At 58.8% G+C, this 22319-nt stretch carries 18 protein-coding genes; 6 read left to right on the plus strand and 12 right to left on the minus strand.

Translation table 11 applies throughout. From position 1 onward, the window contains the following. Positions 1–340: 340 nt before the first annotated feature. The 7 genes from ABD827_RS08660 to ABD827_RS08690 all read right to left on the minus strand — a co-directional run bounded on the left by ABD827_RS08660 (position 341) and on the right by ABD827_RS08690 (position 14383). A complete protein-coding gene (locus tag ABD827_RS08660) occupies positions 341–3508 on the minus strand; it encodes a DEAD/DEAH box helicase (RefSeq protein ID WP_344964125.1) in 3168 nt (1055 codons plus the stop codon). A 771-nt stretch (positions 3509–4279) separates the two neighbouring features. Beyond that, on the minus strand, positions 4280–5170 hold the full coding sequence (locus tag ABD827_RS08665) for a DUF7281 domain-containing protein (protein WP_344964126.1): 891 nt from the start codon (positions 5168–5170) through the stop codon (positions 4280–4282). Beyond that, positions 5167–7941: a coiled-coil domain-containing protein gene (locus ABD827_RS08670; protein WP_344964128.1), complete on the minus strand. Its 2775-nt coding sequence runs from the start codon at positions 7939–7941 to the stop codon at positions 5167–5169. Before ABD827_RS08670 ends, ABD827_RS08665 begins: the two co-directional genes overlap by 4 nt. Further along, positions 7938–8546 carry a condensin complex protein MksE gene (locus tag ABD827_RS08675; RefSeq protein ID WP_344964130.1) on the minus strand — a complete coding sequence of 203 codons (609 nt, stop codon included), beginning with the start codon at positions 8544–8546 and terminating at the stop codon, positions 7938–7940. The genes ABD827_RS08670 and ABD827_RS08675 overlap by 4 nt, the downstream gene beginning before the upstream one ends. Next, the gene (locus ABD827_RS08680) at positions 8543–9808 is read right to left on the minus strand and encodes a hypothetical protein (protein ID WP_344964131.1); all 1266 of its coding nucleotides are present in this window, start codon (positions 9806–9808) and stop codon (positions 8543–8545) included. The genes ABD827_RS08675 and ABD827_RS08680 overlap by 4 nt, the downstream gene beginning before the upstream one ends. A gap of 116 nt (positions 9809–9924) precedes the next feature. Then, positions 9925–13224 carry a DEAD/DEAH box helicase gene (locus ABD827_RS08685; protein ID WP_344964133.1) on the minus strand — a complete coding sequence of 1100 codons (3300 nt, stop codon included), beginning with the start codon at positions 13222–13224 and terminating at the stop codon, positions 9925–9927. A gap of 295 nt (positions 13225–13519) precedes the next feature. Further along, positions 13520–14383, minus strand: a complete 864-nt coding sequence (locus ABD827_RS08690) for a YicC/YloC family endoribonuclease (RefSeq protein WP_344964135.1) — start codon at positions 14381–14383, stop codon at positions 13520–13522. Positions 14384–14539: 156 nt separating this feature from the next. On the opposite strand from ABD827_RS08690, the gene rph reads away from it, so the two are divergent. Together rph and pyrE are read left to right on the plus strand one after the other, a co-directional pair. Continuing rightward, complete coding sequence (rph, locus tag ABD827_RS08695) at positions 14540–15256, plus strand: ribonuclease PH (protein WP_344964136.1); 717 nt, start codon at positions 14540–14542, stop codon at positions 15254–15256. 187 nt (positions 15257–15443) lie between these two features. Beyond that, positions 15444–16085: an orotate phosphoribosyltransferase gene (gene pyrE, locus ABD827_RS08700; RefSeq protein ID WP_344964138.1), complete on the plus strand. Its 642-nt coding sequence runs from the start codon at positions 15444–15446 to the stop codon at positions 16083–16085. 232 nt (positions 16086–16317) lie between these two features. Here the strand turns inward: pyrE and mscS are convergent, their stop codons facing one another. From mscS to coaBC, 4 genes are read right to left on the minus strand one after another with little or no spacing between them, the layout of a single operon-like run. Next, complete coding sequence (gene mscS, locus ABD827_RS08705; protein WP_344964141.1) at positions 16318–17172, minus strand: small-conductance mechanosensitive channel MscS; 855 nt, start codon at positions 17170–17172, stop codon at positions 16318–16320. A 56-nt stretch (positions 17173–17228) separates the two neighbouring features. Next, a complete protein-coding gene (gene slmA / locus ABD827_RS08710) occupies positions 17229–17831 on the minus strand; it encodes a nucleoid occlusion factor SlmA (protein WP_298721594.1) in 603 nt (200 codons plus the stop codon). A gap of 17 nt (positions 17832–17848) precedes the next feature. Further along, the gene (gene dut, locus ABD827_RS08715) at positions 17849–18307 is read right to left on the minus strand and encodes a dUTP diphosphatase (protein ID WP_344964268.1); all 459 of its coding nucleotides are present in this window, start codon (positions 18305–18307) and stop codon (positions 17849–17851) included. After that, positions 18291–19511, minus strand: a complete 1221-nt coding sequence (coaBC, locus tag ABD827_RS08720; protein ID WP_344964143.1) for a bifunctional phosphopantothenoylcysteine decarboxylase/phosphopantothenate--cysteine ligase CoaBC — start codon at positions 19509–19511, stop codon at positions 18291–18293. Before coaBC ends, dut begins: the two co-directional genes overlap by 17 nt. A gap of 122 nt (positions 19512–19633) precedes the next feature. Between coaBC and radC the strand changes: the two genes are divergently transcribed. From radC to mutM, 4 genes are all read left to right on the plus strand, one after another. Continuing rightward, positions 19634–20308, plus strand: a complete 675-nt coding sequence (gene radC / locus ABD827_RS08725; RefSeq protein ID WP_344964145.1) for a RadC family protein — start codon at positions 19634–19636, stop codon at positions 20306–20308. A 131-nt stretch (positions 20309–20439) separates the two neighbouring features. Next, positions 20440–20676 carry a 50S ribosomal protein L28 gene (rpmB, locus tag ABD827_RS08730; RefSeq protein ID WP_014291125.1) on the plus strand — a complete coding sequence of 79 codons (237 nt, stop codon included), beginning with the start codon at positions 20440–20442 and terminating at the stop codon, positions 20674–20676. 11 nt (positions 20677–20687) lie between these two features. After that, positions 20688–20855: a 50S ribosomal protein L33 gene (rpmG, locus tag ABD827_RS08735; RefSeq protein WP_071472289.1), complete on the plus strand. Its 168-nt coding sequence runs from the start codon at positions 20688–20690 to the stop codon at positions 20853–20855. Between the two features lie 94 nt (positions 20856–20949). Further along, positions 20950–21768 carry a bifunctional DNA-formamidopyrimidine glycosylase/DNA-(apurinic or apyrimidinic site) lyase gene (mutM, locus tag ABD827_RS08740; protein ID WP_344964148.1) on the plus strand — a complete coding sequence of 273 codons (819 nt, stop codon included), beginning with the start codon at positions 20950–20952 and terminating at the stop codon, positions 21766–21768. 70 nt (positions 21769–21838) lie between these two features. Here the strand turns inward: mutM and coaD are convergent, their stop codons facing one another. Beyond that, the gene (gene coaD / locus ABD827_RS08745) at positions 21839–22318 is read right to left on the minus strand and encodes a pantetheine-phosphate adenylyltransferase (RefSeq protein WP_344964151.1); all 480 of its coding nucleotides are present in this window, start codon (positions 22316–22318) and stop codon (positions 21839–21841) included. Position 22319 lies beyond the last annotated feature (1 nt).

A 22319-nucleotide genomic window follows, 5' to 3' on the forward strand; every position in this document is an offset into this window, starting at 1 on the left:
CCCAGCCGCCTCTTTTCGGGCTCAGAGTCGTCGGTGAGCACCGCTGACAGATCACTCCGCTGCCGACGGGAGGATAAAGGGATCTGCTCAGCCGACCATCCGCGGCAAGGCCGAAAAATGCTCCTGCCGTTCCGGCATTCCCGCCGTCCCTGGCGGTCAGATGGCGCGGCTGAGCCTCCAGGGAGGGATTCACGGCGAGTCGGGGGAGCGGGCCCTTTGTCCGATGTTTACACTACGACCAAATAGATCATGTGTTTAGTCCGATTGGTTACTCCCTCCCCTTTGACACATCATCGGCAAAACGCCGAGATACAACGCAAAGGGAGGGTTTGTTCGCTATTTAGCTCAGCAGTGCCAGCAGGCTATCTGAGTCCGAGGGCAGGCCGGCGCTGCCGGCATCACTGAACAGGGCATCGGCCAGCGCCTGTTTTTGTTGCTGCATCTGTTGAATACGCTCTTCCACCGTATCGGCGGCCACCAGCTTGTACACGAACACCGGCTTGTCCTGCCCGATCCGATGGGCCCGGTCGGTAGCCTGATTTTCTACCGCCGGATTCCACCAGGGATCTACATGAATAACCACGTCTGCCGCCGTCAGGTTCAGGCCGCTGCCACCCGCCTTGAGGCTGATCAAGAATACCCGTGCGTCACCCTGCTGAAAGCGATCGATGGCCTGCTGGCGGTTACGGGTCTTGCCGGTGAGCTTGCTGTAGCCGATATTCTGCTGCTGGAGCTCGGCTTCGATCAGGCTCAGCACCTCGGTAAACTGGGAAAACACCAGAATATGACGGCCTTCCTCCAGTAACCGAGGAATGGCATCCGCCAGCCAGTCCAGCTTGGCATGCTCTTTGATATCGGCGGCTTTTTCCAGCTTGACCAATCGTGGGTCGATACAGGCCTGACGTAACTTGAGCAGCGCATCGAGAAATTCGATATGGCTGCGGGCCATGCCCTTCTGCGCAACCAGGGTGCGCAGCCGCTTTTCCATGCTGACCCGAATGCTTTCGTACAGCGCCCGCTGTTTGCCCTGCAATTCCACGTACTGAATAATCTCGGTTTTTTCCGGCAACTCTTTCACCACCTCGGCCTTGGTGCGGCGCAGCATAAAAGGTGCCAGTCGTTGGCCCAGCTCTTGTTGGCGCTGCCGGTTGCCGTCGTTTTCAATGGGCTGGCGATAGCTGCGGTTGAAGCGGCTGCGACCACCCAGCAGGCCGGGCAGCACGAAGTCCATCAGTGCCCACAGCTCGCCGAGGTGATTTTCCAGCGGCGTACCGCTCAGGCACAAATGCAGGCCGCCCTTGAGCTCGCGCACCCGCTGGGCGACCTTGGTGATGGGGTTCTTGATGGCCTGGGCTTCGTCCAGCACCAGCACACTGAAGTGGTGCGGGGCGTAGTGTTCGCCGTCCCGCAGCAGCAGCGGATAGGTGGTGATCACCAGATCGTGCTCGGCTATCTGCTCGAAGGCCGCATGGCGCTGGGGACCGTGGATAATCAGCACCCTGAGCTGCGGGGTAAAACGCGCGGCCTCATGTTGCCAGTTACCGACCAGGCTGGTGGGCGCCAGTATCATGGCCGGTTGCTGCAATTGGTCGGTTTCCTTGAGGTGCTGGATTAGCGCCAGGGCTTGCAACGTCTTGCCCAGGCCCATGTCGTCGGCGAGGATGCCGCCAAGGCCATAACGGTGCAGAAAGCCCAGCCAGTCCAGCCCCTGCTGTTGATAGGGACGCAACTCGGCCTTCAGTCCGACCGGTACCGGCACCGGTTGCAGGCCGGTGAAGTCCTGCAGCTGCGCCATCATGGCGCTGGTCAGTGGCGCCTGGCGATCGTCCAGCTCCAGACCCTGCAGTTGCGCCGCCTGAAAGGCGGGCAGGGTGACGGGGCGGTCGAGTAGTTTCTGGTCGAACAGCTCCATCAGCAAATCGCGTATGGTCCATAACGGCTGGGTGTCCACCCGCAGCCAGTCGTCGCCGATCGGCAGCAGCAGCTCAGCCGGCATGTCGGCCTGCAGCCAGGCGCCGATCACCTCCATGGTGTCGAGTTTGGTCTCGCCCAGCTGCAGCCCGAGCGAGAAGTCGAACCAGCTGTTGTGGTTGTCTTGCAGCTCGATATTGAAGCGGGCGTCGTGTATCTCGAACCGGTAATCCGGCGCCTTGCTGATGCGCCAGCCCTGACGTTCCAGTTCGGGAAAGTCCTGCTCCAGCAAGGCCTGCCATTGCCGCAGTGCCCGAGCGGCGTCGTTGGTATTCGGCATCCAGGTGTCTTTTAGCCCTATGTCGTTTAACGCGGCGCTTGGCCAGAGGCCCAGGTCCTGTAGTTGGCAAGCGTACTCTTGCTCGGCGGTTTCATGGCGTTCGATCAGATAGGCCTGTCCGTCGTGCTCCTGTAGTAATGGCTCGGTATTAAAGCCGTGGTAGAGCGGGGGTAGCGCAATGGGCCCATAGTCGAAATGCAGTTGCGCCCCGGGTACTGGTACTCCGTTAATCCCTTGGGTCGGCGTCAACGTCAGATGCGGTATGGGCGTGTTTTCCTTGAGCAGAGTGGGCTCTTTGGTCAGCGGCAGCTGCGCAGGCGTAAACGCCCGGCGCAGATGGGCGGCGGTGATGGCCATCTGCTCGCGAGGGACCGGCGGCATGGCGTATAAATGGGCAAGCTGGAAGCCGCTCAGGGGAGTGGCAATCTCGCCGATAGTGGCATTGTCCCGATCCAGATAGCAGGGTGGGGTAACCGCGATGGGCTCCCAGTTGGTTACGCCTTCCAGCTCGGCGATCAGGCGGTGTTCCGAGTCCGCTTGTTGCCACTGCCAGCTCAATGTTCGCCGCGGCGCCGCCTGCACCGGGCGGTTTTCTGCCAGCTCCAAACGCTGGCTGAGCAGCAACTGGTTCAGCACCAGTGCGCCTTCTGTCCCTGTTAGCGGCAGGCCGTCGGTCGTTTGCTGTGCTTGCAGTCGTTGTAGAATGCTGCTGTCTTCCGGCAAATAAAAACTCGGTGTGTTCCAGCCGGCATGATGGGGAGGGAAATATCGCTGGTGCTGGTTCCAGCCACCTTTCTTTTTGAGATAGGCCTTGTACAGCAACAGTTGATGCTCGCCCCGGTGTCGCTCCAGCCGGTACAGCAGATAATGTCGACCCGGCGTCAACACCGGCTCATCGAGCTGGTATTCGGTCTCGGCGGACAAGATGTTCAGCCACTGGTCCAGGCCGATGTCGGTCGCATCGGTGGATGTTTCTTCCTCCGGTTGTTGCTCGTTCAGCCACTGCAATCCCGCCGCCACCCCGTGTTTGCAGTTGTACCCCACCGGGCAACTGCAGTCCGAGGTCAGCGTATCGCCTTCCCAGAACAGGAACACCTCATAGGGATAAGGCTCGGTGCCCCGTACCTCGGCAATGATCTGCTCATGCACCTCGTCCAGATTGGCAAACTTCACCTTGTTCTGGCGGAAGTAGGCTTCGCCCCGCTTGAAGGCAGCGGGGTCGGCCATCTGCTGGATATCGTTGAAGGTGAAGTGCATGGGTCGCTACTCTGGTACTGTCTGGAAAAGGTCGGAGGTTACTGTAATACGGCGGAAGGCGGCAGACAAACGGGGAGAAGGTCATTTTCCCGCGTTATCCATGACACGACACGCCGTAGTGCATGGCATCCGTTATTTAAGCCGACGGCAAACATTCACAGGGTGTTTGGTGAGGCTGAAGCGGCGTGTCCCGACGAACCAGTTCGCCTGCAACCAGGACGATAACGGCCAGTGGGCGCCGGCACGGTTTTACGATGTTACTTTCAGCCACCATCCCTTTGCCGAGCACGCCACGGCATTCTGCGGCTTTGGTAAACGGCCTTCGCTCAAGGCCATTCAGAAACTGGCGACCATGCCGGGTTTGGCTGCTGGCAACAGGCACGGCAAGCCATAGCGGAAATCGTGGAGGTCATTGCCTCATTTTCATCTGTCGCCAGAGAGCTGGGTGTGAACAGCAGGCCCATTAGTCTTGTTGCTCAGCGACTGGATAACGTTCGACAGGAAAATAAAGGGCTGCTTCAACCGTGATGGAATTTGCAGAGGTGGCAATTACCGGTTTTAGCGGCCTCTGGATAACCCGCGCACCCGGTTTAATTCATCCCTATATCGGGGTATGCGAAACGGCTGCCCAGCCCTATGCTGTCGGTGGCAAATGCCGTGCCGCAGACCCATAGCGCCAGGCGGGTGCCGATTAAGGCCTGAACATTCGCGCCGGCCTTTCGGCAATGACGTGACCGGCGAGGTACACCACGATAGCAGGCTCGGGGCTGATCACTCTTCAACTGGCAGCCACACCGCTTCCTGCTCCAGCGCCAGTCCTTGAGTTTGCATGGCGATAACGAGTTGTTTAAGTACCGGTTCGGCCGCAAACAACGGAGCCAGCGCTGGCAGGGCGGCGTTGAATTCCCGGGCCGTTTTTTGCCATAGCTCATTATTGCCATAACGGGTCAGTTTTTGTTGCCAGCCCGGCATCAGCCAGAAGTGGCACTCATCCCCCAACTGCTTTTTCAGCCGGGTGTAATTGTGCAGGCCCACGCCGTCGTAGTCGGGGAACAATATCACCGATCCGGCTCGTGGTCGCTGTGCCAGCCAGTGCACCAGGCTGTGGCGCAACTGGCCGCTGTACCAGAGCACTGAGGCTGCCTGGCCTGCGGGCAGCCAGTCCAGACGGTCGAACAGGGCCTGGTTTTCCAGTAGCCACAGCGTTCCTGTAGTATGCCAGCCGGTATCTTCTCCGGAGCCAATGCGAAGGACGGCGGCTCCTTGTTGCCGCGTGGCCGCCTGCAGATCCAGTGCCTCGCCATCATCGTTGTGCCAGCTAACAGGGTTGTTGCTCCGTAGCAGCAAATAATCCCATTCATGGTTATGCCGGCCACCCTTGCTTGAGCGAGTGTGGCCAATGTGGGCGGCCCGCCGGGGCAGGGAGGTGGTTGCCTGTTTATCGTCCAATGGCGCCAGCCGACGCAGGTGCTGCTCAATAACGACACGGTCGGTCAGGCAATAAACACTACCCCGGCCACTGCGTTGCAGGCAGAGGGCACCGGTGCGTGAGCGGCAGTTATCCAACGCCAGCCGCTGGGCATGAGTGAATTGAGAGGCGGACAGTCGTCCGTCTTCCGCTTCCAGCAACCGTGTCAGGGCCAAGCGCAGGACATGGCTCATGGGGTGGTCTCGCTGGGTGCATCGATCGGCTCCAGGATCTGCCAGCTATCGCGGCTGATATGGTTGGCTCCCTGGTGGTGATGAATGGGGACGCAGTAACGCACCGTAGTCAGGGGAGCAGGTGAGGCAAAAATCAGGGCGAAACCAAACTCGTGGGCGGTGGCGATCAGACTGGCCTGATTGCGGCCATCCAGAGCCAGGGCTTCGTCCAGATAGCAGATGGCGTGCAGCCGGTGACGTTTGTCCTGCATCAGGTGCAGCATGGCCAGGCCTGTCACCAGTTTGGCCATCAGTACGGTACCGTTGGAGGCTGCGCTGTCGATGTCTTCAAAGGATTCCGGTGCCTGATCCACCTTGCCGACCACGAACACCAGCCGAAACAGATCCGCCACCTTCAGTCCCTGGCGAGCGTTGCCTTCATCAATCAGGATTTGCTTGGCCGCATCCAGCGGCTGGTCATCCAGCACACTGGCCTGGTTGAACAGGTCAAAACTGTCGCCGGTATTAACCTGTTCGGCCTTGCCGATAAGGGTGTCGATGGCCTCGACCAGTTGGGTCTCATCTTCGGCTTCAATGCGAAAGGTGTTTAGATCCGACAGCTGGCGGTGACCGATCAGCCGGTTAAACTCGCGCATTTTGCCTTGAAAGGCCCAGAGTCCGTCGCGTAGCTCCCGCAGGCTGGCGGTCACGTTGACCACGGCGCTGCGGGCTTTTTTCTCCAGCGCTTCCCGCTCCTGGGGCAACTGATGGCTGAAATCGATAATGCGCTTGAGCTCGACGTCCTGGCTGTCGCTGTATTGATATTTTGTCAGGCCGGCGGAATGCAGTTCGTTGAGTCCGGTTCGCAGCTCGCTGTCGTACCGCTGCAGCTGGCGGCAGTCACCCTGATATTCCCGCAGCCGCTCGGCCAGGATTTCCAGTGGCCAGTCGTTTTCACCCAGCCAGGGGTGATGGGGCTGTTCCGTCAGATAGTCGAACTCGTCGGCGGCATCAGCCCGGTTGTCACGCAACCGGGAGATTGTCTGGTGTGAACTTTCCAGAGTTCTGCGCTGCTCGCCGAGTTCTGTCAGCCGGGCGCGCAGTTGCTCGGCCTGCTCCTGGGCGTGAGCCAGTTCGTGTTCGACCCGAACCAGTTCGGACTGAAGGTGCTGCTGGTGGGTCAGCCGTTCCGGCGCCTGTTGCTGCAGTTGTTGCAACCGATCGAAGTCGGCCAGATCCTGTTCCAGCTGCCGGCGTTCCTGCTCCAGCTCCTGCTTGCGCCGTTGCGTTTGCTCCGTGGAGCGGGCGGTGCTCAATTGCTGTTGCAGGCTGGCATTCTGGTGTTCGGCATCCTGGATCTGTTTATCCAGCTCCGCCGGCGTCAGCTGGTGATACTGGGGGGTGAGATCGTTCAGTTCAAGCTCGAGGCCGGCCAGCGCCAGCCGGTTATCGGACGTGTTCGCCAAAGCGGCGCGCAGTTGTTGCGGATCAAGGGTAAAAGCATGGGTGCCCAGCACCATGGTCTGGCTGCTTAACACCCGGTTCAGCCGCGCCAGCTCGTCGGCCGAAAGCAATGCTTCAAGGTGAAGGTAGAGATTGCTGTCGAGGTTGGCCTGTTGTTTTTTCAGGTTGTTCAGTCGTTGCGTAAGGCGTTGTAGATCCTGCTCTATCAGTTCCGGTGTGCGGGTGCTGGTTTGCAGCAGCAGAGAGGCGATCTGCTCCAGTGTGGCGCGTGCTTCGGCCAGCTGCGCCTTCAGCAGGCTGCGCTCACCAATCAGGGCAAAGCGCTGCGACAGCTCCCGCTGTTGTTCGTCTTCCTGCTGCAAGTTGGCCAACTGGCCTTTAATCTCAATACGGGTTTCAACACGCTTGCGGTCGACTTCGGTTTGCCGACGCTGGTGGGTACTAACTTCTTCGATTTGGTTGTCAATTCGCTGTTGCTGTTGTTGATAATGCTGCTGCCAACGGGACAGGCCGTCGTTAATACGCTCCCGCCAGTCCGCTATCTTGCCTCGCAAAACCAGGCGGGCTTCATAGGCTTGCTCCAATTCATGAATACGTGCCAGTTGTCGCTCCGCCGCCAGGTACTGGGCGCGTTCGGCGTTGACTTCGTGAAAGGCCTTGTCCCATTCCTGTTTAAAGTCGATGCTGGCGTCGGGCAGATCCCGGCGAAAGATTTGCAACAGGTAGGCCTTGACGTTGGCCGAGGTGAGTTTGTCCAGCCGCAGGGTACGGGTCAGCACCAGTTGAAACACTTTGGCATCGCTGGCGTGCTCCATTTTGAACACGGTAAAGTCGGGCTCACCACCGCGTCGGCTCAGTTGACCGCCGTAGATAAGGCGGGCGAATTCGCTCGCTTCATAGCGGTAAAGAGAGCGGCTCTTGCCGGCCAGGTGGTTGATGAGTCTGGGCTGGGGCACCAGGTTGCCGTTATCATCGCGGAAGTCGTCGACATTCAGCTCACCCTGGTAGGCAAAATACTCGTATTCGTGGCTGACGCCCTTGCCCACGCAGCCGAGCACCACGGTGCCGTTTTGTGGCAGTGCCACTTCCAGCAAAATGTAGGCATTGTTGTCGGGGAAATAGAAGCGGCGGGTTTTGAGCCAATCGTGAGAGCCAAAATCCATGCGCCGCTGATCGATGATCAACAGAAACTGCAGGGCGTTGATCAGGCTGGTTTTGCCGGTGTTGTTGGGGGCAATAAGCGACACCGCATCGTCCAGCGGCAGCTCGGCGCGCCGGTAGCCGGCACTGCCCAGCAGCACCAGGCGCTGAAAGCCGTAGCGGATCATGCTCGGTTCTCCTCGTCGTGATAATTGGGAAGTGCCGGTGTTTCAGCGGTCATGTCCTGTTCCAGCTCGCCGTGGCGATCCCGCTCCTGCTCTGCCAGTGCCTCGAAATGATCCAGATATCGGCATACCGCCGGCAGTAGTTGCCAATGTCCGGCCTGACGCCGGGTAAAACCAAAGGTATCGGCCTTGTCGAGCAGCGTCAGCAGGGTATCCACGTCCAGCTCTTCCGCTGTCAGCAGCTCCTGATGCTGTTCAAAAGCGGTTTCCAGCAGGTTGCGATCAATGCGCCATTCGTGAAAGCGATTCAGGGCCAGGCCGGCATCGGCTTGGGTATCGAAAATAATCATAAACAGCAGCGCCAGCTGGCGCGACTGGTTGCTGACTGTGGCGCTGATGTCCTCGTTTTGAAACCAGGCAAAACCGCGGCCATCGATGGCCAGTTGGTAACCCAGTGCCTCAAACAGGGCAACATAGTCTTGCTGTTGCTGCTCCAGCTCGGCCCAGAGTCCGGGCTCTGCCAGCCGATTGAGGTGGCGACCACCATTGAACAGCCGGAATAGTTCGGCCAGTCGGGGCAGGCTTTGCAGCGAAATGGCGTTGGTCATGGTGTTCTGTTTTCCTCTTGGTGGGTACCGAGGCGGTGAGGGTGGTAACTGACCCGCACCTGATGCAGCTCGGTACGGGTGGGCTCGGCCTGCAGTTGTGCCTGCCAGTCCGGTTCACGCACCAGATCGTGATAGAGCCGCAGCAAGACGTCGTCGGGTAGAGCGGGATAATGCCGGTGCAGCCATTGCAGCAGGTCGGGTACCGGCAGGGCGTGAAGCAGCAGTTGGCGTAACCGGGCTTCGTCCACCCAGGCGCGGATATCGGCAGGGTCACCGGGTAGTGCCTCGGGAAAGGCCTGCTCTCTGGGCTCAAACTGACGGGCTTCGGCCACTAGGGTACGTACCTTGTCCTCCAGGTGAATGCGGGTGCGTCTTTCTCGTTGCCATCTCGGCAGGGCTCTGCCACGCAATACCTGTTTGGCACCGCGTTTGCGCACCTGTCCCAGCAGCTCGCTCACGGCGGTGGACAAGAGGTTGTGCTGGCGGGCTTCTTCCCGCAGTGGTAGCAGGGTGTTGGCGCACTGCTGGGCCACCACCCGGCCCAGCCGGCGCAGCTCCTTGGCCTGTTGCGCCACCTGACGCAGTTGCAGTCGCTGGGTATACAGTGCCCCCTGCACCGACAGGTATTCCTCGGCTCGCTCCAGGGTTTGCGTGGCCTGCTCCAGATGAGGGTAAAAGGCGCCACCCAGACCGCTGTCCATCATCTCATTCATGGGCTCCACATACTGATCGTAGGCGTCGAGCACGGCCCGGTAGCGCCGGTTCAGGGGCATGGCCACATTGCTCGATTTGGCTTGTTCCGCCAGCTCCAGGATGGCATGTCGGTCCTGATCCAGCTGACGGGAAATCTGGCGGAACAGCTCCGACAACCGGGACGCACCGATACGCAGATCATCCGTTTTCTTGTGCTCAATCCCCTCGGCCAGTTGCTGGTGCGCCTGACGAATGGCATCAACCCTGGCCTTGAGTACCGCCGACAGCCCCAGCTCGTGTTCCCGGGTAAGTCCGCGTACAAACTCCAGCACCACGGGGTTGAGCTGCAGATCGTCGGAACGGCTGAGGGGCTGCAGCAGATCGGCCGCGCACAGGGTGCGCAATATCTGGGCCGATTCCTGGGTATCTGCGGGAGAAGAAAAGCGCTCAATCACCGCCAGCACCCGGGCCGGCTCAAAGGCGGGTAGCTCCCGGGACAGGCGGCACAGGTACTCCAGCACTTCCCAGTGCCGGTGTAACTGAAAAACCAGACTTTTCGGGGTGGCCATGAACATTCAACTCCCTGATAGCTATGGAATTACCATCGTATGCCGTATGCCGTATGCCGTATGCCATAGCCGCTATTGGTTTATTGTTCCATGTCGGCGGACCGCCGGCAGTGTCATCACGCCGAACATGTTTCTTTTAGTGCGGGTACAGGCATTGGACGGGTGTTCTGCGGCCGAGGCGCCTTCATTAAGGCGGCACAGGCATCCGCAAAAAAGGGCAGCCCTCCCCACGTTGCGGCGCAACCAATGACATAAACGCGTTTTTGGGCGCGCGTCACCGCCACGTTAAGCAGGTTGGGGGTGCCGCTCGCCCAGTTGGCCGCCCCCGAATGCTCCTGAGATAGCCCCAGCACCAGAAAAACATTTTTCTCTTCCCGGCCCTGGAAGGTGTGCACTGTGCCAATCCGGCGGCTCAGCAATTCCTGCAACTGCTTTTGCAGTACGACATCGTGCCCTATCTGTTTGGTAAAGACATCTTTCAGATAGCGCTGCAGTGCTTTCTTGATTTCTCTGAAGGGGGTGATGATGTAGAGATCCGGAAATGCGCCATGTTCGCGCAAATAGACGTCCAGCATATGCAAGACATGTCGGGCCTGTTCCGGTACGAAATGTCTTCCCTGCACCTCACCGCGGATATCGAACCAGGTGCTGGGTCCCCAGATAAACTCTGCGGGATCATGGGGAGAGTCCGAACCGTGTATCATCTTGTTGCCATAGGCAATGCGATTGGCGATGGAAAACATAGGCTCGTCGCAACGGCGGTGCACCCGCAGCGGACTGCCAAGCCAGAGCTGCTGATTGATTTGTCGGGTGCCGTAGGGATTGCTCCGGTCTGCCAGCAACTGAACCGAAGTCCGGTCTGGTGACCATTGTTGCCAGTTTTCGCCCAGACTTTGCCTGGTCAGCGCCTCAACAAAGGCTGGTGGTATGGTGAACACCGGTTCAATTTGCAATGGATCGCCCACCACCACGGCTCGTCGGGCCCGCCATAAGGCCCCCACAGCTTGTTGCGGGCAGGCCTGGCCCGCCTCGTCGATAAACAACCAGCCGATGTCACCACTATTCAGGGCGGTAAATTGTCTGGCCACGGAGGCGAAAGTCGAGGAAATCAAGGGCACCACCATGAACAGAAGCTGCCACAAGGCTCTGGCTGCTTCCTTATCATCAACCTTGCCATTGATGGTATCCATCAGCACAAAGCTTGCTTCCTGAAAACGGGTCTGTTTGTCGGCATAAGCTGCGACAAGCCAGGCTTGGTGCAGCTCCAGTGCCGCCACTGTCAGCCGGGCGCGGGCCTGATTCAACGCCAGGCACTGGCCAAACGCCTTTCGCTGTACTTCCGCATCTTCAAACTTGGTCTGAGGGCCGGCAAAGATGGCATCCTCATACCGCTTTTCGAGATGTGCGCAATGTCGTTGTTCGGCGGCCCGGCGATCCAGACGCTCTCCCTGCTTGATGCGCGCCACGGCCAGTTGTCTGGTTAATAGCTCATGCCGCTGTTGCAGCCCCTGCAGAATGGCCTGGCCACGACAGCGACGCCTGAACTGCCACCGGGAAGGGAGCCTGCTGCGGTACAGGACGAGTCTGGCTTCCAGACGGGCCAGTCGCAGCTTCTGGCCATCAAGCCGTCGTTGCTGAGTCTCACACTCCGCCTCTAAGTCATGAAGCGCTTCCAAGTGGCACAGCTCTTCCCGAATATTTTTCACCTGTTCGCGTGCCGAACGAAAGGCCGCCTGGGCTCTGGCAAACTGCTGTTGTGGGTTGCCGTTGGCGGCCAGATCCCTAAGAGCAGGCACCAGGGTGCGATAGTGCTTTGCTGCCGGCGGGGCGTCCAGGTTATCGATGGTTTTAAAGAAGACCTGATTGCCAAAGCGGCTGCGGTTGGCCGATTTGCCAAGAGTGGCGGCAATTAATCCCCAGCAGTCATCTTCGGCCGATAGCGGCTTTATCCGGGCGAGTTTATTGTTCGGATAGCAATGTTCCGCCGCCAGCTTTCGGGCCACTGGCTTGAGATAAGCGCTCTGGCGGTAAGGCTGCCCTAGGCTTTTTAGCTGCGGCAATTCCATGGAGATATTTTCCACCGCCGTATTGTTGCTGGAGGCGACCACCATCTCAAAGCCGGTCAGGGCTGGGATGAGTGCTTTTACGGTTTTGCTGCCGCCTTTATGGCTGAAGGTGAACGCGGGGCCGAACGCACCGGCGGCTGTGGTCAGGCCGGCAAGTATTCCGGCTCGCTCCACCAGATTGTGGGCAAGCAGATCCCTGAGCATGGTGGTTTTGCCTGTGCCCGGCGGGCCATTAACCGAGTAGAGGCCGCAGTTGCGCAGCTCATGGGCGATGGTGTTGATGGCGAACTGTTGCATCAGACTCATGGCGTGGTGATCTTCACCGGGCCAGCGGCCCGCAGGCAACCTGGATAAACGTAGCCCGTCCCGCAGCACGGACTCGCCTTGTGCTGTCAGCAGATCTGGCCGGTGTGGCGTGTGTTCGCTCAGATAACGGCCCAGTGGGCTGTCTTTGTTCAGTCCATTTGCTGCTATATCGGCTTTTACCCGTTCAATGTCGCGCAGGTAAAAGCTGTTGAGGATGGCGACCTCCTCCGGGGCACCTGAGGTCTGAGACACTGACTCCTGCCCCGGCTGACGCCGGTTTGCGCCCCGCTCTTTATTCTCCAGCATGCTGGTGGATAGCTGCTCCAGCAACCGCGGTGGCTGATCTGATAAATCGGCCGGCCCAGATCCGGCATTTTTTGGATTCGGCTCGATGAGCTGGATCAGCAGCGCCGGCTGTTTGTCGAAGCATTGAGGGGCAAAGGTTGTCCATTCTCCCATTGCCTTGAGGAATTCGAGCAGCTCAAAGGTGGTCAGTGCCGAAGGATACCGGTGTTCGGATTTGAGATTGCCGGCTATCGTCACAATTTCCTGCAGGCGTTCCTGTAATTTTCCACAGGCTGTTTCGTATGCTTCCAGCCGGATGCTCTCCAGCTTATGACTTTGTAACTGTCCCAGCGCCCAAGTGACGGTGGAACACGCCAGCGTGGTAGGGTCAAACTGGCCATGCTGATCAAGAGTGAATTTAATTGAGCAGGTGAGACCCTCGTCATCCAGCCGTTCATCGTCATCCCTAGCCCAGTGCGGGTATGCCTCGCGTGCGGCGGCAAAAATCTCGCGGCGATCGAAAATGCCCAGGTAAAGGCTGTAATGATAGGGGCGGGTGGGAGAATAACCGGCACCCGCCCTGCGGATTTGTTGATGATTCAGCCAGGGCAGACAGGCAGGATTATTTTGCAGCTCGGATAGCGAATAACAAATTACGCCCTCGCCTCGCCGATGCAATTCCTGAATATCGGCTGATTCAAAGAATTCAATCTTGTGCCAGCAATCGAGTACGTTATAGGAAAGATCCGGTTGATTCATGAAATGGCCAGCGCGAGACGAAACAGAAAGTTATCTTGCCATAGTGTTCTGATTGAGGCTATTCAGAACAAAGCCATTCTTGTGCCTTGAAGTGCTACTTCTGGCATGTGGAACATAACCCCAAGTGTCGCTAGTGAAGATATAGCTCTGAAGAGCTAACTGAATGTAGGAGAATAAGGGGTTGGAGCGAGAAGCTGTCGTGTTGTGCTGGCTGGACTAGCTAAAATCCCACCGGCTTACTCGGTTGGTTTGCCCCCGCCATTGCGGGGGCTGTGTCATGAGATAAGCGGCAGGCTTATTCGATGTTCTGGATCTGCTCGCGCATCTGCTCAATCAGCACCTTGAGTTCGACCGCCGAGTTGGTGATGTCGGTGCTGATCGACTTGGAGCCCAGGGTGTTGGACTCGCGGTTGAACTCCTGCATCATGAAGTCCAGTCGGCGGCCACAGGCGCCGCCTTTCTTGAGGATCTTGCGGGTCTCGCCGATGTGGGTGACCAGGCGGTCCAGCTCTTCGGCCACGTCGACCTTCTGGGCCAGCAGCACCATTTCCTGCTCCAGGCGCTGGGGCTCCAGTTCGATTTTGGCTTCTTCGAAGCGGTCCTGCAGGCGCTGGCGCTGCCAGGCCATGATGGCGGGCATCTCGGTCTTGACCTTGGTGACTTCCTGCTCGATACCGGCGAGGCGCTGCTCGATCAGCTCTTTCAGCTTGTCGCCTTCGCTGGCGCGGGCGGCGAGGAAGTCGTCGATCACCTTGTCGAGGCTTGCCATCAGTTGGTTGCTAAGGGCATCCATATCCTGGGCCTGGGCTTCCATCACGCCCGGCCAGCGCAGAATATCGACCGGGTTCAGGCTGCCCTGGCCGGCTGTTTCCATTACCCAGGTGGCGCCTTCGATCAACTGTTCGGCCAGCGGCTTGTTCATTTGCAGCTGACCCTGGTTGGCCAGGTTGCTCTCGAAACGCAGGCCGCATTCCACCTTGCCCCGTTGCAGGCGGGCGCGCAGCTTTTCGCGCACCAGCGGCTCCAGGCTGCGGAACTGCTCGGGCAGCCGGGTATAGGTTTCCAGATAACGCTGGTTGACCGAACGGATTTCCCATACGGCGGTGCCCCAGTCCTGTTTGAATTCCTGCCGGGCGTAGGCGGTCATGCTGTGGATCATGTGATTCCCATTGTGTGTTGCAGGTTAATCGGTCAAGTCTGACACAGGCCGCGGTTTCCGCCAATGGCCGGCCGCATGCAATGGCCGGCCAGTTTCTTTATAATGGCGGCGTTTCGCCCGCCGGGCGGCGCGATTTTATTCCTACTGGAGAATGCCATGTCTACACGAGCCTGCGGACGCGCGGTCGATGAAATGCGACCCGTTACCATCACTTCCAATTATACCCGTCATGCCGAAGGCTCGGTGCTGGTGGAATTCGGTCATACCAAGGTGCTGTGTACCGCCTCGGTAGAAAAGGGCGTGCCGCGCTTTTTGCGTGGCAAGGGCCAGGGCTGGGTGACGGCGGAATACGGCATGCTGCCGCGTTCTACCCACAGCCGCATGCACCGTGAGGCGGCCAAGGGCAAGCAGGGCGGTCGCACCATGGAAATTCAGCGCCTTATCGGTCGTTCGTTGCGTGCCGCCATGGATCTGAACAAGCTGGGTGAGTTCACCATTACCGTGGATTGCGATGTGATCCAGGCCGACGGTGGCACCCGCACCGCCGCCATTACCGGTGCCTGTGTGGCCATGGCGCATGCGCTGACCTGGATGCAGGAGCAGGGCATGATCACCAGCAACCCGCTCAAGACCCTGGTGGCCGCCATTTCGGTGGGCATGGTCGATGGTCAGGCGGTATCGGATCTGGAATACACCGAAGACGCCACCGCCGAAACCGATATGAACGTGGTGATGACCGCCGAAGGCAACATGATCGAAGTGCAGGGCACCGCCGAAGGCGAACCCTTCAGCCACGAGCAGCTGCTGGCCATGCTGGCACTGGCCAGCAAGTCCATTGACGAGCTGGTGGGGCACCAGCGTCGGGCGATTTGAATCCTGGCACAAAACAGATATCAGGTCCGAACGCAGACACGCCGTAAATACATCCATGTAGGCTCAACGACGCCGTCCCTGGCGTCGATGGTCTGCTTACTCGGATCCTGACATCTGTTCCCGGCAGCCTTCTGCAGCTTTACAATCAGCCCTGTTACCAAGCTTAAAATGTGGAGTGGAACAAGAAATGAAAGCCTATCAGCGTGATTTTATCGAATTTGCCATGGCCAAAGAGGTACTTAAATTTGGCGAGTTCACCCTGAAGTCCGGGCGCAAGAGCCCTTATTTCTTCAATGCCGGCCTGTTCAACAGCGGCCGTGATCTGGCTCGTCTGGGGCGTTTTTATGCCGCTGCCCTGGTGGACGCGAATACCCAGTACGATGTGCTGTTTGGCCCGGCCTACAAGGGCATTCCCATCGCCAGTGCCACCGCGGTACAGCTGGCCGAAGTACACGATCAGGATGTGCCTTATTGCTTCAACCGCAAGGAAGCCAAGGATCACGGCGAAGGCGGCAACCTGGTGGGCAGCCCGCTGGCCGGCCGTATCATGCTGGTGGACGACGTGATCACCGCCGGTACCGCCATTCGCGAGTCGATGGACATCATTCAGGCCAACGGCGCCGAACTGGCCGGAGTGCTGATTGCCCTGGATCGTCAGGAAAAAGGCAAGGGCGAGCTGTCGGCTATTCAGGAGGTAGAGCGGGACTATAACGCCGAGGTGACCGCCATCATTACCCTGGCCGATCTGATTGAATACCTCGCCGAGCAGCCGGGTATGAGCGAGCATCTGGAACGGGTGCGAGCCTACCGGGAACAGTACGGAATCTGACAAGGCTGGCTGAACGTGCGGTGAGCGTCGGCCAAAGCGACGGCTTCTCAACACGCTTCAAGCACCTCCTTGTGACGCTCGACAAATGCCATCCATGGCATTTGATCGGTCGAGAAGTCGCTCCCTTTGCCCTCCTGAACCGGCGATGGAACTGCCTATGTCGGATTGCACAGTATGGAGCATGAAATAAAAAAGCCGCTGAAAGCGGCTTTTTTGTGGGTAAATGCGACGTTCAGGCGGTGTCTTGCTTGAACAGGTGCACGTCCATCTGCGGGAAGGGGATGCCGATGTTGTTGGCGTCCAGCTCGTTCTTGATTTTCTCCAGCAGATCGAACTTCAGGTTCCAGTAGTCTTCGGCCTTGACCCAGGGGCGTACCACGAAATCGACCGACGAGGCGCCCAGCTCGCTGACCGCGATGCGACAGTCGGGCTCTTTCAGTACCCGGGGGTCTTCGCCGATGATGCGAGTCAGCACCTCTTTGGTCAGCTTCAGATCGGCACTGTAAGACACACCAATCACCAGATCGAGCCTGCGGGTCTTTTCCTTGGAATAGTTGATGATGTTGTCGTTCAGAATCTTGGAGTTGGGCACCACTATCATGCGGTTGTCCGGGGTCATCAGTATGGTGGTGAAGATCTGTACCGAGTGCACGGTACCGGCGGTGCCGCCCGCTTCCACGTAATCACCGGCCTTGAAGAAACGAAAGCCGATCAGCAGCACGCCGGCGGCAAAGTTGGACAGCGAGCCCTGCAATGCCAGGCCCACGGCCAGACCGGCGGCACCCACAATGGCCACGAAAGAGGCGGTTTGCACGCCGACCCGACCGAGGGCGGCGATGATCACGAAGGCCAGCAGGCCGTACTTGAGCATGCTGGTGACAAAATCGGAGATGGTGTTGTCTACCTTGCGTGCCTTCATCACCCGGTTCATGCCGCCGGTGAGCATGCCGACGGCCATAAAACCGATGATCAGGGTCAGCAGAGCGGCGGTAATGTTGACCGCATACTTGATCAGTAGCTCCTGATTGTTGCTGATCCAGCTATGAGCCTGGTTCAGTAGATCGGCGTTGAGAATCTCTGTGTCCATCAGTTTACCTCTGGGTGTTGCAGCGGGCAGCGCGAGTGCTTAACGCGCTACAGGGATCAGACAGCCATTGATGCCAGTTGCGGCTGCAACAACTGCCAGTGACTGTCGAAGTGCTGGGTCGGTTTGGTACGGAACTGGCTGCGTACGTACTGGTTGATACGTCCTTCTACATACGCCAGCAGCAGGTTGGCCAGTACCTTTTCATCTTCGGCGAAGCCTTCACCTTCATACAGGCGACGTTCGCGCATCACCTGCTTGAGTTGGGTTTCCAGTCGTTCGAACAGCTGGTTGATACGGGCCAGCAGCCGCTCGTGTTCGCCTTGCAGGGCATCTCCGTTCAACAGCCGGGTAATGCCCGGATTACGCTCGCAAAAACCCAGCACCAGCTGCATGATGTAACGCAGACGCAGGGTGCTGTCTTTTTCATCCTGCAGGATCAGGTTGATGCGCGAAAACAGGGTCTCCTCGATAAAGTCGATGAGTCCCTCGAACATGCGGGCCTTGCTCGGAAAATGGCGGTACAGCGCCGCCTCCGACACGCCGACCTCGGCCGCCAGCTTGGCGGTGGTGATGCGTTGTCCCGGGCTGGTTTCCAGCATGTGGGCCAGCGACTGCAGTATCTGTTCCCGACGATTTTTTTTATTTTGAATATTGGCCATGGGCGAACTCAACTCGGTTAGTGGCGACCGGAAGAGCCAAAACCGCCTTCTCCCCGTTCGCTTTGGTCAAACTCGTCAACGAGCGTAAATTGAGCCTGCACGACCGGCAGGATCATCAGTTGCGCGATGCGCTCACCCGGCTGAACGGTAAAGTGTTCAGTACCACGGTTCCAGCAGGATACCATCAACTGTCCCTGGTAGTCAGAGTCGATCAGCCCCACCAGATTGCCCAATACGATGCCGTGCTTATGGCCCAGGCCGGAACGAGGCAGTATGGTGGCACACAGGCCGGGATCGCCGATATGAATGGCGATGCCGGTGGGCAGCAGTTGGGTTTCTCCCGGTGCCAGCTCGAGCGGTGCATCCAGGCAGGCGCGCAGATCCAGCCCGGCAGAGCCTGGTGTGGCGTAGGCGGGCAGCGGGAAGTCGGTGCCCACGCGGGGGTCGAGAATTTTCAGCTCAATGGGTGTCATGATATTTTTCTGCAATTAAGGTGAGAAGGTGTCCGGCCAGTTCGGTTTTACCGGCCAGAGGTAAATCGGTCTGCCCCGTGGGCCAGAAGACGGTTAGCGCGTTGTCATCGCTGTTAAAGCCCTGGCCGGCCATGGCCACATTGTTGGCCGCAATCATATCCAGCTTTTTACGGCTGAGCTTGTCCCGGGCGTATTTTTCCACATCCCGGGTTTCGGCGGCAAATCCCACGGTAAACGGTTTGTTCGGCAACGCGGCCACATTGGCGACGATATCCGGATTTCTGGTCAGTTCGATGACCATGGTATCGGCAGCGGTCTTCTTTATTTTATGGCTGGCCACCGTTTTGGGGGCGTAGTCGGCGACGGCGGCGCAGGCGATAAAAATCTGCTGGGCGTCGATACCGGCCATCACCGCGGCGTGCATCTGGGCCGCGCTCTCCACATCAATCCGCTGCACGCCTGCCGGGGTCGCCAATGACACCGGGCCGCTGACCAGGGTCACCTCGGCGCCCAGTTCGGCGGCGGCCTGGGCCAGGGCGAAGCCCATCTTGCCGGAGCTGTGGTTGGAGATAAACCGCACCGGATCCAGCGCCTCGCGGGTGGGGCCGGCGGTCAGCATCAGTTTGATACCGGCCAATGGCTGCGTCTTTGGCTGATATGCCGGCGCAAAGTGCTGCTCTATCAGCTCAACCAGCGCCATCGGCTCCAGCATGCGACCCGGGCCGACATCGCCACAGGCCTGGGCGCCCTGAGCCGGACCCCATATCAGGGTGTGACGTCGAGCCAGGGTGGCCAGGTTGTCTTGGGTGGCCGGGTGACGATACATCTGCTGGTTCATGGCCGGGGCCACCGCCAGCGGTGCCGGTGTGGCCAGACACAGGGTGGTGAGCAGATCGTCGGCCAGACCGGCAGCCAGCCGGCCAAGAGTGTTGGCACTGGCGGGCGCGATCAGCACCAAATCGGCCCATTTGGCCAGTTCTATATGGCCCATGCCGGCTTCGGCCGCCGGATCGAGCAGGGCATCGGATACCGGCTCGCCCGACACCGCCTGCAGGGTGAGCGGCGTAATAAACGACTTGGCCGATTCGGTCATGACCACCCGCACTTCGGCTTGGCGCTCCTTGAGTCGGCGCACCAGCTCGGCGCTTTTATAGGCCGCAATACCGCCGCTGAGGCCAATTAAAATACGTTTTCCCGTTAATGGCATCACTCTATTCCACAGGCTGACAGGGCGGCAAGATTACCATAAATGAGCGAATTGTGCGGCGGCAGGAGGGGGCTGAACTAGGCTTTAACGGGACAAGCAGGGCATGGGGCAAGGAGAGAGCAATGAGCATCAAGGACTGGCCGCCGGGAGAGCGCCCGCGGGAAAAATTATTGAGTCGGGGGCCGCACAGCCTGTCGGATGCGGAGCTGCTGGCGATTTTTTTGCGTACCGGTGCCAAGGGCATGGATGCGGTGACCCTGGCTCATACCCTGATCCGCCAGTTTGGCTCCTTGCGTCAGCTGTTGCTGGCGGATCAACAGCGTTTTTGCGAAGGCCCCGGTCTGGGCCAGGCCAAGTTTGTGCAACTGCAGGCCAGCCTGGAGCTGATGCGACGTTTTCTGGATCAAAAACTGGTACGCGAGCATGCGCTGACCAGCCCGGAGCTGACCCGGCAGTTTTTGCAGGCTCGGCTCAGGGACAGGGAGCGGGAAGTGTTTGCGCTGCTGTTGCTCGATAACCAGCATAGGGTGATCGAATTTCATGAATTGTTTACTGGCACCCTGGATGCGGCGGCGGTGTATCCGCGGGAAATCGTCTCGCTGGCGCTCAAACGGGGTGCTGCTGCGGTGATTTTGGTGCATAATCATCCATCCGGGGTAGCCGAGCCCAGCCGGGCCGATCGCATGATCACCGAACGTATTCAGTCCGCTTTGGGCTTGCTGGATATCCGCGTGCTGGATCATCTGGTTGTCGGTGATGGCGAAACCGTTTCTTTTGCCGAACGTGGCTGGCTTTAATGCCGGGCGTTTGGCTTTTTGTTGATCTTGAGCTCGGTATGCTGTATAAATTGCCGCCTTATTTTGCCCCGATAGACGGCCAACGGGGTGATTAATTGCTCGAGCAAAAGTAAGTTTTGGAGAAGACTGACATGTCTAAAGTATGCCAAGTAACTGGTAAGCGGCCAGCTGTTGGTAACAACCGCTCTCACGCCAACAACGCTACCAAGCGTCGTTTCCTGCCCAACCTGCAAACTCATCGTTTCTGGGTTGAAAGCGAGAAGCGTTTTGTAAAACTGCGTATCACCACCAAGGGTATGCGTATTATCGACAAAAAGGGTATCGACAGTGTCTTAGCTGACCTGCGCGCCCGTGGCGAAAAGGTTTAAGGAGATAACCAATGGCTAAAGGTATTCGCGAGAAGATCCGCCTGAACTCCAGCGCTGGTACTGGTCACTTCTACACCACTACCAAGAACAAGCGCAACATGCCCGAGAAAATGGAAATCAAAAAGTTTGATCCCGTTGTTCGTCAGCATGTGATCTACAAAGAAGGCAAAATCAAGTAAGATTTTGTGTTCTCAAAAAACCCGGCTCCGGCCGGGTTTTTTTATGCCCGCAAGCTGGGGGTATAATAACGCGGAGCCGATGAGGAGAGTGTAAATGCCAGAGTTACCGGAAGTGGAAGTCAGTCGCCAGGGGATTTCGCCCTTTATGCTGGGCGAGACGGTGATGCGGGTGGTGGTGCGTAATGCCAGCCTGCGCTGGCCGATACCGGCCGAAATTCAGGAACTGGTGGGGCTGACCATTACCGGCATTCGACGCCGGGCCAAGTATCTGCTACTGGAGACCGACTGGGGCACCGCGATCCTGCATCTGGGCATGTCCGGCAACCTGCGGGTGCTGCCTCACGGCACGCCGGCGGGCAAGCACGATCACGTGGACATAGAGCTGGGCAACGGCAAGCTGCTGCGACTCAACGATCCGCGCCGTTTCGGCTGTTTGCTGTGGACCCGGGAGCCGGCAGAGCAGCATGCACTGCTGGTTAAACTGGGACCGGAGCCACTGACCGATGTCTTTGACGGTGACTACCTGTACCAGCGTAGCCGCAAGCGTAAAACCGCCATCAAGCAGTTCATCATGGATAACCATGTGGTGGTGGGGGTCGGCAACATCTACGCCAACGAATCGCTGTTTACTGCCGGCATTCATCCCCGACACCCGGCCGGCGAGATCGACCGTGATCGCTATTTGCTGCTGGCGGCCGAGATAAAGAGCGTGCTGGCCCGAGCGATAGGCCAAGGCGGTACCACACTGAAAGACTTTACCGGCAGCGACGGCAAGCCCGGTTATTTCGTGCAGGAGCTGCAGGTGTATGGCAAGGCCGGCCAGCCTTGCGGGAATTGCGGCGCCGAGCTGCGGGAGATACGGATGGGCGGTCGCAGTACTGTGTTCTGCCCGCTGTGCCAGCCTGAAACGTAAGGGGTAAGGGGTGAGGAGTGAGGAGTGAGGATTTTATACTTCTCCCCTTTCGCCTCACCCCTCACAGAGTTTACGCCAGCTTTTGGGCGATGGCCTCGGCCACGGCCGCCGGCACAAACTGGCTGATATCGCCGCCGTGAATGGCCACTTCCTTCACCAGGGTGGAAGAGATAAAAGAATTCTCTTCCGCCGGGGTGAGAAAGACGCTTTCCAGCTCCGGCATCAGACGCCGGTTCATGTTGGCGAGCTGAAATTCGTACTCGAAGTCGGACACCGCCCGCAGGCCCCGGATCAGCACGTTGGCCTGGTGCGTCTTGGCAAAATCCACCAGCAGGCCGGAAAATCCCACCACCTTGACGTTGCCCAGGCTGCGCGTGACCTCCTGCACCAGGGCCACTCGTTCTTCCAGCTCGAACATGGGTCGTTTGCTGGGGCTGAATGCCACCCCGACAATCACCTCGTTGAACAGCTGTGAGGCGCGCTCGATCAAATCCAGATGGCCGTTGGTAATGGGATCGAAGGTACCGGGATAAATGACCCTGATGCTCATG

It is taken from the genome of Oceanisphaera sediminis (assembly GCF_039539745.1).
GTDB classification, from domain to species: Bacteria; Pseudomonadota; Gammaproteobacteria; order Enterobacterales; family Aeromonadaceae; genus Oceanimonas; species Oceanimonas sediminis.